Origin of the sequence: Aequorivita iocasae, assembly GCF_016757735.1 — a bacterium.
Lineage (GTDB): Bacteria > Bacteroidota > Bacteroidia > Flavobacteriales > Flavobacteriaceae > Aequorivita > Aequorivita iocasae.
The window spans coordinates 1,205,108-1,221,922 of the sequence record NZ_CP068439.1 but is presented as its reverse complement, the minus strand read 5'-3'; the positions used below and the strand labels follow the sequence as shown (position 1 = coordinate 1,221,922).

The following is a 16,815-nucleotide window of genomic DNA, read 5'->3' as shown; positions in this document are numbered from 1 at the left end:
AAACTCCTCGATTATAAAGTGAATAGACAAGTATTAATTAAAACAAGTAATCATGAAAAATGCAATTACCTTTTTAATGTGCTCACTTTGTATCATCACAGGCATAGCACAAACAGATTTAATCGGGAATACTATCGTCCCAAACAGAACGCCAGAACTTCAGGCTCTTTACCAACAAGCCAAAAATCTTGAAGAAAACGGCACTGCGTCAGAAATTAATGCAAATAGACTTGCCATTAAAAATGCATGGCAAGCCATTGACCCCAACGTAGCTGCACTGTACAAGCCAATTGTTACTAATAGGTTGCCAGAAACCGTGGAAAATTTACCTATTAATGGTGCATTTGTCCCGAGTAAAATTTTGGAACGCGATGGGGAAGGATTAATCCCTGAATGGGGCAATGACCAACTATTACGTGATGATTATGTAGATGGTGTAGATATGGATAAAGACAGGATTTCTGACAATATCTATATTGGCATCTATGAGAACCTAATTGAATTTGGAGGAACTTTCGATTCCATATTTATTTATCGTTCCCAAGATGGTGGACTATCCTTTGATGAGTGGAAAAAAGTTGGCGTGACCGCCCCTATGCGAAAAATGCAACTTATAACTTATGATGATAGCTACCTTATAGCTTATTTGGTAACAGAAAGTAAAAATTTCCAAGCATGGAGATGGGACACAAATACTGGCGTGTTTGACGCACAAGTGATAGCTAGCGATGTAGTGGATTTTGGAGTTGGCACCAACTACCCAGGTGTAGGGACACAAAGAAGTTTTGCTACTTATGAAAAATCTGACCATAATATATATTCGGCCAGAAGTACGTCGGGTAGTTTCGGGTTTGACTGGGCCGACGAAAACTCGCTCGGAATTGTTGGAGAGCAAGTTGAATTCGCATATGGTTACCTTGGCGGCTGCTACACTACCTTTATAGGCTTTAATTCTAGAAGTATACGAGCCAATGTAAATACCGACTATAATGATCCAGCCTCATGGGGTAGTAACGAAACCGTTACTGATGGCGCTAGCATAGAATCACTAAACCCAACCATATGTGCTGCTCGAAAAGGGATAGCCAGCGATGAGGTGTTGATAATTGCATCTTCGCGGGCAGCGGGAAGTACCGATAAGTTTGACGGCCAAGCATACCGCCGGGAAAATGGAGCGGCCTATGCACCCACAGGTTATGTAACCACCTCTGCAGGATATAACATTGCACACATAGATTCTTGGATGCAGAAAGTGAACAATAGTGAAATCATGGAAACTTCTTATGTACGTGATATTATCGATAATTCTGACAATGATGTAAACCGCTCACATAGATATGATGGCACTTCCTTTGGCCCTTTTGAAGCAGTGAACGATAGCGACGTAGATGTATTTGATGGATTTGCCTCTGCTGTGGCAGAAACCCCTGACGACAACCCATGTATGGCTTTTGCAGGTACTAGTGCAGGCGGTTCGTTTGGATATGGGCTTTATTTTGATGCACAAAACGCTACAGCTTCAACAGAAGAAAACAATTTTTTAGGATTTGCCTTTTATCCAAATCCAGCACATGAAATTCTAAACTTATCGGCTACCCAAACTATTGATAATGTTAAAATTTATTCATTGTTAGGGCAAAAGGTTCTTGAAACTTCTCCGCAGCAAAACAACCCGTCAATCAACATTTCATCAATTACAGCAGGAATATACTTGATGAAGGTAAATATTGATGGACAATCCAGTATATACAGAATCATTAAACAATAAGAGGAGGTTGTTTAATGTTGAAAAGAGGGGACCTGCCTAATAGCGGTCCCTTTTTTATTGAAAAAATTTAAAATCAAAGACGGTAAGTAAGTGTTGCGGCCTTGTTTTTGATAAATTCCCAAAGAACTTTATAGCATCGGGTCATTTGCTTATATTTACGGCATGCGTACTATTTTTTTAATACTCTTCTTTTTTAATGCCATGGCAAGCTTTTCACAAAGCGATGCATTGGCAAAAAATTATTTTGAACAAGGTCAGTTTGAAAAATCTTTGCGCATTTATGAAAAGCTGAACAAAGAAAACCCATACAGGCTAGACTTTTTTATGGGCGTTGTACAAAGCAACCAACAACTTGAAAATTATTCCGAGGCGGAACGTCTCATAAAAGAAAAATTGGGCAACGGCAAAAATTTTCCGCAGCTGTATATAGAATTGGGCTATAACTATTCACTTCAAAATAAACCAGAAATAGCGGCTCAAAATTATAACAAAGCAATAGAGTCCATTGACTTAAACCCTAATTATTCCTACAGTATCGGCAATACTTTTGAAAAATACAGCCTTTTGGACGAAGCTGTAGCTGCTTATGAAAAAGCAATGGCGCTTAGCGATAAATTGGATTTCAACATGCAACTCGCGCAGATCTATGGCGAACAGGGAAAACTTGAAAAAATGTTTGACCGCTATTTGGGCCTGGTGGAAAAGAACCAGGCATTTAAAGGTTCCGCACAGCGCTATTTTAGCCTTTACATAAATGAAGACCCCGACAACGAGGCAAATTTGCAACTCAAAAAAGCACTATTACAGCGGTCACAGCAAAATCCCGACCTTCTATATAACGAATTGCTCAGTTGGTTGTTTATTCAACAAAAAGAATATAAAAAAGCATTTATACAAGAAAAAGCTATTTATAAACGTATAGGCGAAGACCTTGGTGGAATTACGGAACTTGCCTACATTGCTATTGCCGATGAAGATTATGAAGTGGGAAGAGAAATAGTAAATTACATAATTGAGAATTCATTCACTCCCCAAAACAAGCTTCAGGGCAATCAAATTTTGATGAAGATGGAAGTAAAAACCGCCACTCCCAAACAATATGCTGAAGTTGAAAAAAAGTTTGAAAGCCTTTTGGATGAATTTGGACGAAACCGCGAGACCTATTTGCTGCAAATAGACTACAATCATTTTTTGGCCTTTCAAAACAATAAAAAAGAAGTCGCCATAGAAAACCTGAAGAATTTAGCCAAACAAAATTTAACTTCCTATCAAGAAGCCCGGGTAAAAATGGAGCTGGCAGATATTTTGGTCTTTGATGAAAAATTCAATGAAGCACTCATCTATTATTCCCAAATCCAGAAAAAAGTACAAAGCGACGTCCTTGCCCAGGAAGCGCGATTTAAAGTAGCCCGAACCAGTTATTTTAAAGGTGATTTTGAATGGGCGCAAGTACAGCTGGACGTGCTGAAAAAATCTACATCGCAATTAATGGCGAACGATGCCATGCAGCTTAGTTTGTTGATTCGCGACAACTCATTGGAAGACTCTACCCAAACAGCTCTGAAAAAATATGCCCGAGCAGATCTATTAGCTTTTCAAGATAGAAACTCAGAAGCTATTAATGCGTTGGAAGATATTTTAACAAACCACAAAGGCGAAAAAATAGAGGACGAGGCTTTATTAAAACAAGGAATGATTTACGAGAAAACTGGCCAGTATAATAAAGCCGAATCTAACTACATAAAAATCATAGAATTTTATAATGAAGATATTTTGGCCGATGATGCCCATTACCGCCTCGCAAAAATCTATGAAGAAAAATTAGACCAACCCGATAAGGCAAAAGCACAATACGAAGCGATCATTTTCAACTTTGCGGACAGTATTTATTTTGTGGATTCACGGAAGAAGTACCGTGCCTTGCGGGGGGATGCTATAAATTAAAAAAGCACCAAATTTCAAATCCCAAATTCCAAATAGGAATTTGTATTTAGATTAAATGATTTTGGAATTTGGTACTTGAAAATTGGAATTTAAAAAAACATGTACATCTACAACGTAACCTTAAACATAGAAGAAACCATTCACGAGCGTTGGCTGCAATGGATGAAGGCCGAACACATACCAGCGATGCTCGCTACCGGAAAATTCAGCAAAGCCTTGATGACACGGGTAGTGGTTGAGGAAGAAATGGGCGGAATTACCTATTCGGTTCAATATACAACCGACAGCAAGGAAACACTTCAAAAATATTATGCCGAAAACGCTGCCGAACTTCGTGCACAAAGTAAACCTTTTGAAGGCAAGTTTGTAGCATTCCGCACAGAACTTGAAATTGTAAGCGAACACTGATGGGAAAAGAAGTACGCGCAAAAAAACACTTAGGCCAACACTTTCTAAAAGACGAAACTATTGCCGAAAAAATTGGCGATACATTGTCTCTTGAAGGCTATAAAAACGTTTTGGAAATAGGTCCCGGCATGGGCGTACTGACCAAATATTTAATTAAAAAAAATATTGAAGTTATCGCAATGGATCTCGACACGGAATCTATTGCATATTTAGAGGAAAATTATCCCGATAAAAACCTTAAAATCCTTGAAGCGGATTTTTTGAAGTATGATATTTCACAGCTTTTCGGGGAAGAACAATTCGCCATAACGGGCAATTTTCCCTATAATATTTCAACGCAGATTGTTTTTAAATTGTTGGATTGGAAAGAGCAAATTCCAGAGTTTACAGGTATGTTCCAAAAGGAAGTGGCTGAAAGAATCTGTGAAAAGGAAGGCAGCAAAGCTTATGGAATTCTTTCGGTTTTGGCACAAGCATTTTACGATGCCGAATATTTGTTCACTGTGCCACCATCAGTCTTTAACCCCCCTCCAAAAGTAGACAGCGGCGTCCTTCGGCTCCGAAGAAAAGAAAATTACACCCTTCCCTGCGATGAAAAAATGCTCTATAAAGTTGTGAAAACAGCTTTTCAGCAACGTAGAAAAACACTTCGAAACAGTTTAAAATCCTTTAATCTATCCGATAAAATAAAAGAAGATGCTATCTTTGGCAAACGCCCTGAACAACTTTCTGTTACACAATTTATAGCCCTCACACAAAAACTGGAAACCGATGCAATTTGAACTGACTGAAGAGTTTATAGAGCAGATTGAACAGTACATTGCCAATAATGATGGCGATGCGCTGAAAGGCCTCTTGCACGATTTTCACTTTGCCGATGTGGCAGAGCTACTACAGGAGCTGAACCACGAAGAAGCCACGTATTTGGTCAAACTTCTCGATAGCGAGATTACCAGTGAAGCGTTAATGGAGTTGGATGACGATTTTAGGGAACGCATTCTCGACAATCTTTCCCCTTCCGAAATTGCCGACGAGCTTGACGAAATGGACACCGATGACGCGGCAGATATAATCGCAGAGCTCGATGACGATGTTCAAAAGCAGGTTATTGGCCACATTGAAGACGAAGACCACGCCGCAGATATTGTTGACCTTTTACGTTATGATGAGGATACAGCCGGAGGGTTGATGGCGAAAGAATTGGTTCGCGTAAAAGAAACCTGGACCGTGGCCGGTTGCGTACGCGAAATGCGCCGACAGGCGGAAAATGTTACCCGTGTACATTCCATTTACGTTACTGATAAAGAAGGAAAACTAAAGGGCAGGCTTTCGCTGAAAGATTTGCTTACGGCACCCAGTAAAGCACATATTAGCGAAATTTACATTCCAAAAGTAGATTACGTAAATGTACATACCGAAGCTGAGGACGTGGCGCGAATTATGCAGAAATACGATTTGGAAGCCATCCCGGTAGTTGATGAAGAAGGTGTTTTGGTAGGTAGAATTACCATTGATGATATTGTAGATTTCATAAAAGAAGAAGCTGAAAAAGATTACCAAATGGCTGCCGGTATATCACAGGATGTAGAGGCAGACGATAGTATTTTTAAGCTTACAAGAGCCCGCTTACCTTGGCTGATGATTGGAATGTTGGGCGGTTTGGGAGCTGCTAGCATAATTACTGGTTTCCAATCCATGATGACCACTTTTCCAAAAATCATAATTTTTGTACCGCTAATTCAAGCAACCGCAGGAAATGTTGGCGTACAGTCCAGCGCAATTGTGGTGCAGGGACTCGCGAACGATACCATAAAAGGAAATATTATAACGCGATTATTGAAAGAATCTTTGCTAGCACTTGTTAACGGCATTGCCATCGCTTTGGTTGTTTTGGTTATTAGCCATTTTTTTTTCTTTACTTCTTATCTCGAATCCATCAGTATTGGTATCGCAATTATAACTGTTATTATTCTTGCGGCTTTGATTGGCACATTCATTCCCATTCTTTTAGATAAAAGAGGAATTGATCCTGCCGTAGCAACGGGTCCGTTTATAACCACAAGCAATGATATTTTCGGAATACTTACCTATTTTCTTATTGCGAAATTAATTTTAGGCTTTTGAAATCTGAAATTTTCAAACAGCGCTTCACCGTTCCCGCTTCAGCTATTGATGGTTTGAATCACGTAAATAATGTTACTTATTTGCAATGGTGCCTTGATGCTGCGAAAGCGCATTGGATTTCAAAAACTACCGAAGCACAGCGTGAGCAATATGTTTGGGTAGTTTTGAATCATTTCATTTCCTATAAAAATCCTTCCTTTTTAGGCGAAGAACTTGAAACCCAGACCTGGATTGATAATTACGAAGGCGTAAAAAGTGAACGACATTACAAAATAATCCGTCCTTCTGATGGAAAAATTATCGTTGAAGCTACCACGCTTTGGTGCTTTTTGGATGCGAAAACATTTCGGCCCACAAAAATTACGGAGGAAATTTCAAACCTTTTCATTTAAAATATGAAGTTAGGGAAGTAGCCTTCAAAACTATTATTTTCAATACTTTTGCGCTATAAAACTGCACCGCATTGAGCGTTTTCAAAAAACTTTTTAAACAGACATTTATTTACGGCCTCGCCACGGTTTTGCCGCGCGTGCTCTCGGTAATTTTAGTGCCGCTTTATGTGAAAGTTTTGTTGCCCGAGGAATACGGAATCTATTCCACCGTGATGGCGTTCCTTATTTTGGGAAATGTTTTGTTGAGCTACGGAATGGAAACCGCTTTTTTCAGATTTGTTACCAAAGACGCTTCACAACAAAAAATCGTTCAGTCCACAACGCTTACCTCGCTTACGGTTTCCACATTAATATTTTTGGGAATAACGTTGCTTTTCAGAAATTTCATCGCTGAGGTTTCAGATTTTAAACCTGAATACGTAACCTACGGACTTTTAATTTTAGCTTTGGACGCTTTGGTGGTATTACCATTCGTATGGTTCCGCGCCAACGAAAAACCCATGAAATATGCTACGGTCAAAATTTTCAACGTAGTTATAAATCTCGCATTCAATTTATTTTTCCTTTTAATGCTTCCGAAACTTGCTAAAAGCAGCGGTTATTGGAATTCCCTTTGGTTTCCCGAAAATAAAGTAGCGTATGTTTTCATCGCGAACTTAATTGCGAGTGCAGTAACGCTTTTGGTACTGCTTCCGCTTTATGCGAAAATTGGTTTCGGTTTCAGCAAAACCATTTGGCAACAGATGATGAAATACGCCATTCCCGTATTGATTGCAGGAATTGCTTTCAGTATAAACGAAGCTTTTGACAGAATTCTTCTGAAATATCTTTTACCCGAAAATATTGCGGAGGTTCAGGTTGGTCTTTATTCTGCCTGCTATAAATTGGGAATGTTTATGACGCTTTTCGTTATGGCTTTCCGATTGGGCATCGAACCATTTTTCTTCAACCATTCCGGTCACGAAAATGCAAAAAATACGTATGCCACCATTACCAAATATTTCACGCTTTTCGGCTGCCTCATTCTTTTGGTCGTAGTTGTGTATATAGACATTTTCAAACGAATTTTAATCCCAAACAGTCAATATTGGGAGGCGTTAAAAATAGTTCCACTCATACTTTTGGCGAATCTTTTTTTGGGAATTTACCACAACCTTTCGGTATGGTACAAAGTTACGGACCGCACAAAATTCGGGGCCTATATTTCAATTTTTGCGGCAATTGTAACTTTAGTTTTGAACTATGTTTTGATTCCTATTATAGGTTATATGGGTTCCGCAATCGCAACGCTTGCCGCCTATGGCAGTATGATGGTGCTTTCGTATCTTTACGGCCGCAAGTATTATGACGTGCCTTACGAAGCGAAAAAAATAAGCGGTTATTTGCTTTTGGCCATTGGTTTTTCGGCAATTTCCTTTTACGCTTTCAACGGAAATATATTGATAGGAACTGCGTTGTTAATTGTATTTGCCGTAATTATGTTCTATTCTGAAAAGAAGGAATTTTTAAAAATCATCCGAAAATAATTTTCAATGACAATTAAAATAATCAACAAATCAAACCACCCATTGCCTTCCTACGAAACAATAGCTTCCGCCGGAATGGATTTACGCGCCTGCGTTGACGGACCTTCAACATTAAAACCCTTGCAACGTGCCATTGTAAAAACAGGGCTTTTCATTGAATTGCCAATCGGTTACGAAGCACAAGTGCGCCCACGAAGCGGTTTGGCAGCAAAAAAAGGAATCACTGTTTTAAATTCCCCCGGAACCATTGATGCCGATTATCGCGGAGAAATCGGGGTGATTTTGGTAAACCTTTCCAACGAAGACTTTACTATTGAACACGGCGAACGAATTGCGCAATTGGTAATCGCAAAACACGAACGCGCCGTTTGGGAAGAAGTTGAAGAATTAACCGATACTTCACGCGGAGCGGGAGGTTTTGGAAGTACTGGCGTGAAATAAGAATTTGAATTCAATTTAAAAAAAAATGAAAATAATAGTCCCAATGGCAGGCCGCGGCAGCCGACTTCGCCCACATACACTTACCGTTCCAAAACCATTGATTCCCGTTGCAGGAAAACCAATCGTGCACCGTTTGGTGGAAGATATTGTTGGAGTTTTGAATGAAAAGATTGATGAAATCGCATTCATTCTCGGCGATCCCGCTTTTTTTGGTGATGATGTGGTGGAAAGTTTAAAAGCACTTGCAACAAGTTTAAATGCAAAGCCTACTATTTATCGCCAACTCGATCCAAAGGGAACAGGCCATGCAATTATGTGTGCCAAGGATTCACTTTCGGGACCGGCAGTAATCGCTTATGCAGATACTTTGATACGTGCAGATTTTGATTTGGACAAAGATGCAGATGCTGTAATTTGGACCAAAAAAGTTGAAAATCCCGAAGCCTACGGCGTTGTAAACCTTAACGATAAAAACGAGATTATTGAACTGGTTGAAAAACCAAAAGAATATGTGAGCGACCAAGCCGTTATAGGTATTTACTATTTTAAGGATGTTTCGCAACTTAAAGATGAATTACAATTTGTTTTAGAAAACAACATTATCAATGGCGGCGAATACCAAATAAACGACGGTATAAAACAAATGATGGCCAAAGGAAAAATTTTTAAAACCGGAACGGTAGATGAATGGATGGATTGCGGAAATAAAGAAGTTACCGTGGAAACCAATCAAAAAATGTTGGGTTTTCTTTCTGAAGCAAATTATCCTTTGATTTCTGAAAACATCAGCAATGAAAATTCAAAAATAATTGAACCTTGCTTTATTGGTGAAAGTGTAATTTTAAAAAACAGCACTGTTGGCCCATACGCCTCTATTGGCGAGGGCACGGTAATTGAGGATAGTGCCGTAAAAAACAGTATTATCCAAAAGCATTCAAAAATAAAGAACGCACATTTGGATAACGCCATGATTGGCAATTATGCTACTTTTGATGGCAAATTCACCAATGTGAGCATCGGTGATTATTCAGAGTTAAAATAACCTATTCCTTTTAAGGCAGAAATTTCATAATTTGAGGATAATAATAAAACACATACTTCTAATTTTCTTCGGAATACTGCTTCTGCCAAACGATGCATGGTCTCAAGAAACCGAAAATCTGCCAAATGCAGAACCGGAAAATGTTACTGATGCGTTTCAGGAAAACTTTTTTGAAGCGTTAAAACAAAAGGGCATTGAGAATTATGAACTAGCGCTCATCGCTTTAAACAAAGCCGAAAAGGCAGCAAAAAGCGAAGAGAACAAAGCCGTGGTTTATTTTGAAATGGGGAAAAACCACACCTATCTAAAACAATATGCTCAAGCTGAAGAAAATTTCAACAAAGTATTGAAAAGCCAAGGCGATAAACTGGATGTTTTGGAGCAGTTTTATGAATTGTACTATCAACAGAAAGACTATGAAAAAGCCATTCCTTTGGTACAAAAGCTTATACCTTTTGATGAAGATTACAAAGAAGATTTAGCCAATCTTTATACACTTACAAAGCAATATGACAAAGCTTTGGAGCAATTGGACAACCTTGATCAAATTTGGGGCGAGAGTGATATAAGAAATGCCTTGCGTGCCCAAATTTATCGTGCCAGCGGCAATACCGAAGGAGCAATAGAAAATCTAGAACAGAAAATTGACAACAATCCAAAAAACGAAAAAGAATATCTGAATCTCATCTTTCTCTACAGTGAGCAGGGCAATAAAGAAAAAGCATTTGAAGCTGCAAAAAACCTGTTGGAAAGCAATCCAAATTCACAATTGGTACATTTGGCGCTTTATAAATTTTATCTGGATGAGGGCAATGCCGTGGAAGCAATAAAATCTATGAAAATTGTTTTTGCTTCGGAAGAGGTTGATAAGGAAACAAAGTATAAAGTCCTGGGCGATTTTATTCAGTATGTGAATGAAAACCCAGAATACGAAACGCAATTGGCAGAAATAGTAAGTCAATTTTCAATTGAAAACGGTCGTGTTTACGAAAAACTGGGAGATTATTACGCTGCAAAAAACCGAAAGGAAGACGCCCTTACCGCATATGAAAAAGGAATAGCCCAAGACCCTGATAATTACCATCTTTTGAAGAATACACTTTTGTTTCAAATAGATTTCAAAAAATATGATGCCGCAGTAAAACTGAGTGCTGAAGGCCTTGAAATTTTTCCCTCACAAGCACTTTTATATTTATTGAATGGTGTTGCAAACAACGGACTTCAAAAAAGTGACGCCGCAATTGAAAGTCTGGAAATTGGTCTGGATTTTATTTTGGAAGATCCAAAAATGGAGCGTGATTTTTACCAACAATTAAGCTTGGCCTACAGTACCAAAGGCGATGACAAAAAAGCCAAAATGTATTCCGATAAAGCTGCCGCAACTAAAATGCCGAATTAATTTTATGAAACTGAAACCCTATTACATTTTGTTGCTACTGGTACTTTCATCCTGCGGTGGTGCCAAGAACATTTCAAATATCGAAAATGCTTCTGCCAAGGAGATAATTGCTGCCCACAAAGCTGCTGCCCCAGATTTTAAAACACTGGCGGGAAGGGTACAATTGGTGTATGAAACCGATGAAAAATTGCAGAGTATTACCGTGAGCCTGCGTATGGAAAAAGACAAGCACATTTGGGTAAAAGCTTCGATTTTGGGAATTACAATCGCAAAGGTCCTGATAACGCCCACAAGCGTGCGCTATTATGAAACTGTTGGCAACACGTACTTTGAAGGTGATTTTGCTTTGTTGGGCGAATGGATCGGTACTCCGATAAATTTTCAACAGGCCCAGAATCTGCTTTTGGGGCAATCCATATTTACGTTGAATCCCTCAGAGTATAAATCAGAGGTTTTTCAGAATAAATTTAAAATGCAGCCCAAACAGCAACCGCAAGATTTTATACATTCACTATTTTTGAACCCAGAAAATTTCAAAATTGCTTTGGAAACCCTATCCCAGCCCAATGCGGATAGATTATTGAGCATCCGTTATGGCGATTACCAAGAGATTGGCGGGCAATATTTTCCATCAATAATTTCAATAGACACTTCGGAAAAAGGCTCAAAAACAAAAATAGAAATGAATTTCAAAAAAATAGATTTGAATGCAGACGTGAGTTTTCCGTTTGAAATTCCACAAGGCTACGAAGAAATCCAACTTAACTAAATGAAGCATTTCCGCACATATCTTTTTTTATTTATTGGTTTAATTACGATTTCAACAGTTTCTGCGCAAGTTGACAAACAAAAGGAACTTGAGGAAAAAAGACAGGCCATTCTGGAAGAAATAAAGCAGATAAATTCGCTTCTTTTTAAAACAAAAAAGGAGGAAAAATCAGTGCTTTCGCAAGTTGAAGATCTCAACCAGCGCATTGCTGCCAGCGAAAACCTTATTCGTGTTACCAACCAGCAAGCCAATTTACTTACCCGAAACATTAATGACAACATTGATAAGATAAGCACACTACGTGAAGAGCTTAAGGTAATGAAGGCAGATTATGCAGAAATGGTTCGCAAATCATACAAAAGCAAAAACCAACAGAGTAGGATTATGTTTTTGTTGTCCTCCCAGAATTTTCTACAGGCCTATAAACGGGTGCAATACATGAAGCAATATGCCAAGTTTAGAAAGAAACAAGGCGAGAGCATCAAAGCAAAAACCGAAGAGCTTCAAAAACTAAATGCAGATTTGATTGAACAGAAAAAGACCAAGCAAAAGTTGATTGCTGAAAACGAAGTGGCAAAATCTCAATTGACCAGTGAGCGAAAAGATCAACAAGCACTCGTGGCTACCTTGAAAAAGGATGAAAGCAAATTTACAGCACAAATTAGAACAAAACAGAAACAAGCAGACGAAATAGACCGCCAAATTGACGCACTTATAAAAGCCGCAATAGAAGAGGCAAATAGAATAGCGCGTGAAAAGGCGCTTGCAGCTGAAAAAGCAAAGGGTAACACAACTATAACGACCACAACAAAAAATACCATAACCAAACCCGCAAAGTCTGAAGAATTTGCATTAACTGCTGAAGACCGGGCGCTTGCCGCAAGCTTTACCAATAACAAAGGAAAATTGCCCTGGCCCGTTGAAAAAGGAATGGTAGTAAAAAGTTTTGGGACACACCAGCACCCACAGTTTCCAAATGTAACAACCAATAGTAGTGGGGTCGAGATTGCTACCGAAGATAATGCGGAGGTACGGTCTATTTTTGAAGGCCAGGTAATGTCTATCCAAATAATAAAAGGGGCAAATAAAGTTGTTTTTATTCAACACGGAGACTACATTTCAGTGTATAGTAACTTGGCTACTGTTTCTGTAAAAAAAGGTGACAAAGTATCCACAAAACAAACTATTGGAACTGTTGCAAAGAGTGCTACTGAAGGAAGAACGGTCTTAAAATTCTACATCTATCAGAACAAAACCAAGATAAACCCCGCCGATTGGATTTATAGGATGTAAAAAAGGGAGCCAAACAGCTCCCTTAATTTAATGGTTATTTTACTATTAGTTTTTTGGTTGTAGTATTATTTCCTGCTTTTATTTTCACAAAATAAATTCCACTGGTGAAGCCTGAAACGTTTAGGACAGTTTGAGTTTTTCCCGCCATTTCAGCTTCTGAAATATAGCTCAATCGCTGTCCCAAGCTATTAAATAATGTAATGGAAACATTATTAAGTAAAACATTGTTGAAATTGATGAATACTTCACTTGTAGCAGGGTTAGGATACATTCTAATATTGTTCAAATCTGCCTGGGCAACGCTCAGTACACCCCTTACATTGATATTGTCAATGAACGTACTGTTTCCATAACCGTTAATATTCACAAAACGCAACTGTATGTATTCTCCCAAATAGGCCGCAAGATCTATTGTTTCTGTTCGCCAGTCAGAAGCGGAATTTGGAGTCCAGTTCCCCGTTTCATATCCTGGCAAGGTGGAAAGATCCAAACCATCCTTATAATATATTTGGGTGAAAGTAGCTCCGCAATCTGTAGATATATCTACTCTAAAAGCGTCCGAAAAACCAGCAGAATATTGAGCTTTCGCCAAATCAAAATCCAATTGTGCGGAATTTGCAGATACAAGGTCAAAGTATTCAGTCGCAATTATATCTTCTTCACCTGCAGCATTATATGAAAAATTGTCAATATAAGCTGTTACTGTTTGCGAGCCATCACTTCCAGTAATATTGTCTCTCTCAACCCAAGTATCCTCGGTATCAGGGTTTAATATATTCCACCCTGGAGGTGGCATTCCATTTACATCAAAAGGCTCCTCAAAATCTAACGGAGTAGCTTCAGTAGCTGCAAAGAATGTTAAGGAGTCAGTATCGTTATTTGGATTTTCATCGCCCGATAAATCAACAGATACAGTAAGGGTATATGTACCGGAAGAAGAAATGCCTAAAGGCTCCACAAAATCAAAAGTAACTTGTTGGCCTGAATTAAGCGTTCCGGCATAAGTTTCAGTAACCGCGGGATTGCTATCCAATTGATATGAAACTTCAAAATTGCTTTGTGGCGCAACACCTGAGTTCATTATTATTGCAGAAACAATTGCTGGGTCAGGATTACAAATTAGGTTGAAATCACTAGGCTCATTATTATTTTGTATAGAAACATCATTTGTTAATGAACAGTTTAACAATCCTCCTGGATAAAACGTAGCAATAGTTCTTCTGCTTTCCCAACCATTAGTTGCATTTTTCGCAACTGCTGCTGCCCAAAGAGGATCAGTTTCATTTGCTATGGGTACAGTTATGGTAGTTGTTGAAGAAGTGCCAACCACTTCCATATATTTTTCTCCCAATAGATATAAGTCATAAGATTCTGCACCAGTTACAGCGTTCCATGAAAAGGTTGCTTCGTCTGGACAAACCTGCGTAACTTGAACATTGGTTACCAAAGGAGCTATAGAGAAATTTTCATCACTAATATCTTGTGAAGCCCCATTGCTAACCCTAATTAATGCATCTCCCGTTACTGAATTTGGCACATTCCAACCGTAATTAGTGGTAGTGTTTGAAACTGTTGCAATAGGATTCCAACTGCTACCATTGTCTGTAGAATATTCCAAAACAAAATTTGAAGTAGTGTTTGCCGGCACAGCATCCCAATGAATGGATTCAGTTTCACCGGGAACAAAGCTTTCCCCCGCATTTGGGTAAGTAACCGTTACGTTATCTTCAATAATTTCATAAACCACAAAGTACTCCTGTGGTCCCATTGGCACATTAAATCCATTAATATTGATGGTGTAATTTCCAGATGCAGGATTATTTATAAGAACCTGTTCCATATTATTTAAATGGTCGGGACCATTGGTAGCTGGGTTATTAAGTGTAATAGGGTCTGGGGTTTCATCCAATATCCACGGTAGATAATTGTTACTGGAAGGACCAGTTACAACAAGGTCCAAATCATTTACCAAAGCTGGATTTGCGCCAGGAGTAGCCGGAGCATCACTCCAATATACCATAAAGCGCACTTGCTTAGTACCTGAGGGTACATTTATAATATGATTATTAGAAACTCCTTGTGAGATTGAACTAGATAAATATCGTTCATCCTCAATAAGTTTTGCAGCTCGAAGACCGTTTACAATACCCCACCCAAATTTAAAGTCTGGCCCTATGTTGCCAGCTTCATTGGCGGTATTTAATAGAGTAGCTTTAATGAGTGCTGCTGGAGGCAATACATTGCTATTTGCTTCAGAATATGCTTGATACAATTGTGCAGCAACACCTGCAATACCTGGAGAAGCACCAGAGGTGCCGCCAAATGATTGATAGGTGTTGTTCTCATTGGTCGAAATTTGGTTTTGGCCATTTGCAGCAATGTCCGGCTTTATTCTACCATCGTGGGCAGGGCCACGGCTACTAGAGTTAACCAACGAACCATCAAAAAATACGTTTGCGGTCGCTATTACGTTTTTACCCTGCTTATGGCCGCCGGTAATATTTCCCCATTGATTGCCTGCACCATATCCACAATTGTTTCCATTGGAATTACCAGCGGAAAAAGTATGTTGAAGATTTGGTAATGTTTGCGCCTGCGTATCTACTGTTTGGGTAATAGTAGTATAACCTGCGTTACAACCATTACTGTATGATGAATTGGTTATCACTACATCTCCACTATTAATTAAGGTAACAGTAGGAGAATCTAAAAAAGAAGGTTCGTAATTTGAAACATATAACAAAGAGCCCGCAGCCATTCCCCTATTGGAAGGGTTTAGGTTGCCCGCACCAGCCATAATTCCAGAAACACCATCACCATGGGACTGTCCAGTTCCACTAGCCATGGAATTGTCTATTCTTCCCTGAAAATCAATGTGGGGCCCTACTATGCCATCATCACGGCAAAGTACGCCAATATTTAATCCGGTATAGTTTCTTCCTGCAGAGGTTTGAGTGTCCAAGTTACTGGAACGGTGCAAGCTTCTGCCTCTTGTATCATCCGGCACAGAGGGCGCCACGATAAGTTCAACCCATTTCACAAAAGGAAGGTTTGAGAGGTCTTCCAAGCAATTATTGGGGATGGATAGATCTATATTATTTGAGCCCTTGTAGGTCTGCTTTACAGCTATTTGCTTTTCTGCCAATTGCTGGATCACATAATCTGCAGATACATATTTGTGAAATTGCAACGTCACTAAAATATTATTGCCGTCCATCGCCCAACTATCAAAAGGAGGATTTTTTAAATCTCGCGAAAGCTTTGAGTTTCCGTATACGGGTACAATACTTCGAACCCCTTTATTCCTTAAAAAACTCACCGAAGTGTTTTTAGGGAAATAAAAAAGATAGGTTTGATGTGGAATATACTCCAGCAATTCCATCTTATTTTGCTTAAAAAGATCTTGAACCGCTTGGCTTGGAGTTTCGTAAAATTGGACCCAGCCTATGTAACCGTTTTGAAGTTCTGCTGATTCTGGCATTGAACTCCATTGGAATGTATTAATGTTTTCAGGCATTGCATACGTTTCGTCCTGAAATTTAATATTGTTTGGATTTTGGCCAAATGTACTTGAAAATATAAGCACAATTGCCAAAAAGCAGATACTCCGGAGAGTCGGGAAAGTAGTTTTTTTCATGATTTGATAGATTTGAACATATATTTAGATGCATCTTTTTTCAAAAATTTCTGAGAATTTTTCAAGAAATGT

The 16,815-nt window shown here is 38.9% G+C and carries 13 protein-coding genes; 12 read left to right on the top strand and 1 reads right to left on the bottom strand.

What is annotated here, in order from left to right; all coding sequences use genetic code 11:
* Positions 1–52: 52 nt before the first annotated feature.
* The 12 genes from JK629_RS05750 (at position 53) to JK629_RS05695 (ending at position 13,106) form a co-directional block, all read left to right on the top strand.
* A complete protein-coding gene (locus JK629_RS05750; protein ID WP_202337656.1) occupies positions 53–1,768 on the top strand; it encodes a T9SS type A sorting domain-containing protein in 1,716 nt (571 codons plus the stop codon).
* Positions 1,769–1,930: 162 nt separating this feature from the next.
* A complete protein-coding gene (locus tag JK629_RS05745) occupies positions 1,931–3,712 on the top strand; it encodes a tetratricopeptide repeat protein (protein ID WP_202337655.1) in 1,782 nt (593 codons plus the stop codon).
* Positions 3,713–3,811: 99 nt separating this feature from the next.
* The gene (locus tag JK629_RS05740) at positions 3,812–4,120 is read left to right on the top strand and encodes a DUF4286 family protein (RefSeq protein ID WP_202337654.1); all 309 of its coding nucleotides are present in this window, start codon (positions 3,812–3,814) and stop codon (positions 4,118–4,120) included.
* A complete protein-coding gene (gene rsmA / locus JK629_RS05735; protein ID WP_202337653.1) occupies positions 4,120–4,902 on the top strand; it encodes a 16S rRNA (adenine(1518)-N(6)/adenine(1519)-N(6))-dimethyltransferase RsmA in 783 nt (260 codons plus the stop codon). Before JK629_RS05740 ends, rsmA begins: the two co-directional genes overlap by 1 nt.
* Positions 4,892–6,244, top strand: coding sequence for a magnesium transporter (gene mgtE, locus JK629_RS05730; protein WP_202337652.1), 1,353 nt, complete (start codon positions 4,892–4,894; stop codon positions 6,242–6,244). Before rsmA ends, mgtE begins: the two co-directional genes overlap by 11 nt.
* Positions 6,241–6,636: an acyl-CoA thioesterase gene (locus JK629_RS05725; RefSeq protein ID WP_202337651.1), complete on the top strand. Its 396-nt coding sequence runs from the start codon at positions 6,241–6,243 to the stop codon at positions 6,634–6,636. The genes mgtE and JK629_RS05725 overlap by 4 nt, the downstream gene beginning before the upstream one ends.
* A gap of 71 nt (positions 6,637–6,707) precedes the next feature.
* The gene (locus JK629_RS05720) at positions 6,708–8,162 is read left to right on the top strand and encodes an oligosaccharide flippase family protein (RefSeq protein ID WP_202337650.1); all 1,455 of its coding nucleotides are present in this window, start codon (positions 6,708–6,710) and stop codon (positions 8,160–8,162) included.
* A gap of 6 nt (positions 8,163–8,168) precedes the next feature.
* The gene (gene dut, locus JK629_RS05715) at positions 8,169–8,603 is read left to right on the top strand and encodes a dUTP diphosphatase (protein ID WP_202337649.1); all 435 of its coding nucleotides are present in this window, start codon (positions 8,169–8,171) and stop codon (positions 8,601–8,603) included.
* A gap of 25 nt (positions 8,604–8,628) precedes the next feature.
* A complete protein-coding gene (locus JK629_RS05710; protein ID WP_202337648.1) occupies positions 8,629–9,645 on the top strand; it encodes a sugar phosphate nucleotidyltransferase in 1,017 nt (338 codons plus the stop codon).
* Between the two features lie 31 nt (positions 9,646–9,676).
* Positions 9,677–11,044 (top strand): tetratricopeptide repeat protein, encoded by a 1,368-nt coding sequence (locus JK629_RS05705; protein WP_202337647.1) that lies wholly within the window; start codon positions 9,677–9,679, stop codon positions 11,042–11,044.
* Positions 11,045–11,048: 4 nt separating this feature from the next.
* A complete protein-coding gene (locus JK629_RS05700; RefSeq protein WP_202337646.1) occupies positions 11,049–11,813 on the top strand; it encodes a DUF4292 domain-containing protein in 765 nt (254 codons plus the stop codon).
* Positions 11,814–13,106, top strand: a complete 1,293-nt coding sequence (locus tag JK629_RS05695; RefSeq protein WP_202337645.1) for a murein hydrolase activator EnvC family protein — start codon at positions 11,814–11,816, stop codon at positions 13,104–13,106.
* A gap of 34 nt (positions 13,107–13,140) precedes the next feature.
* On the opposite strand, the gene JK629_RS05690 is transcribed toward JK629_RS05695, so the two are convergent.
* Positions 13,141–16,743, bottom strand: a complete 3,603-nt coding sequence (locus JK629_RS05690; protein ID WP_202337644.1) for a S8 family serine peptidase — start codon at positions 16,741–16,743, stop codon at positions 13,141–13,143.
* Positions 16,744–16,815: the final 72 nt, after the last annotated feature.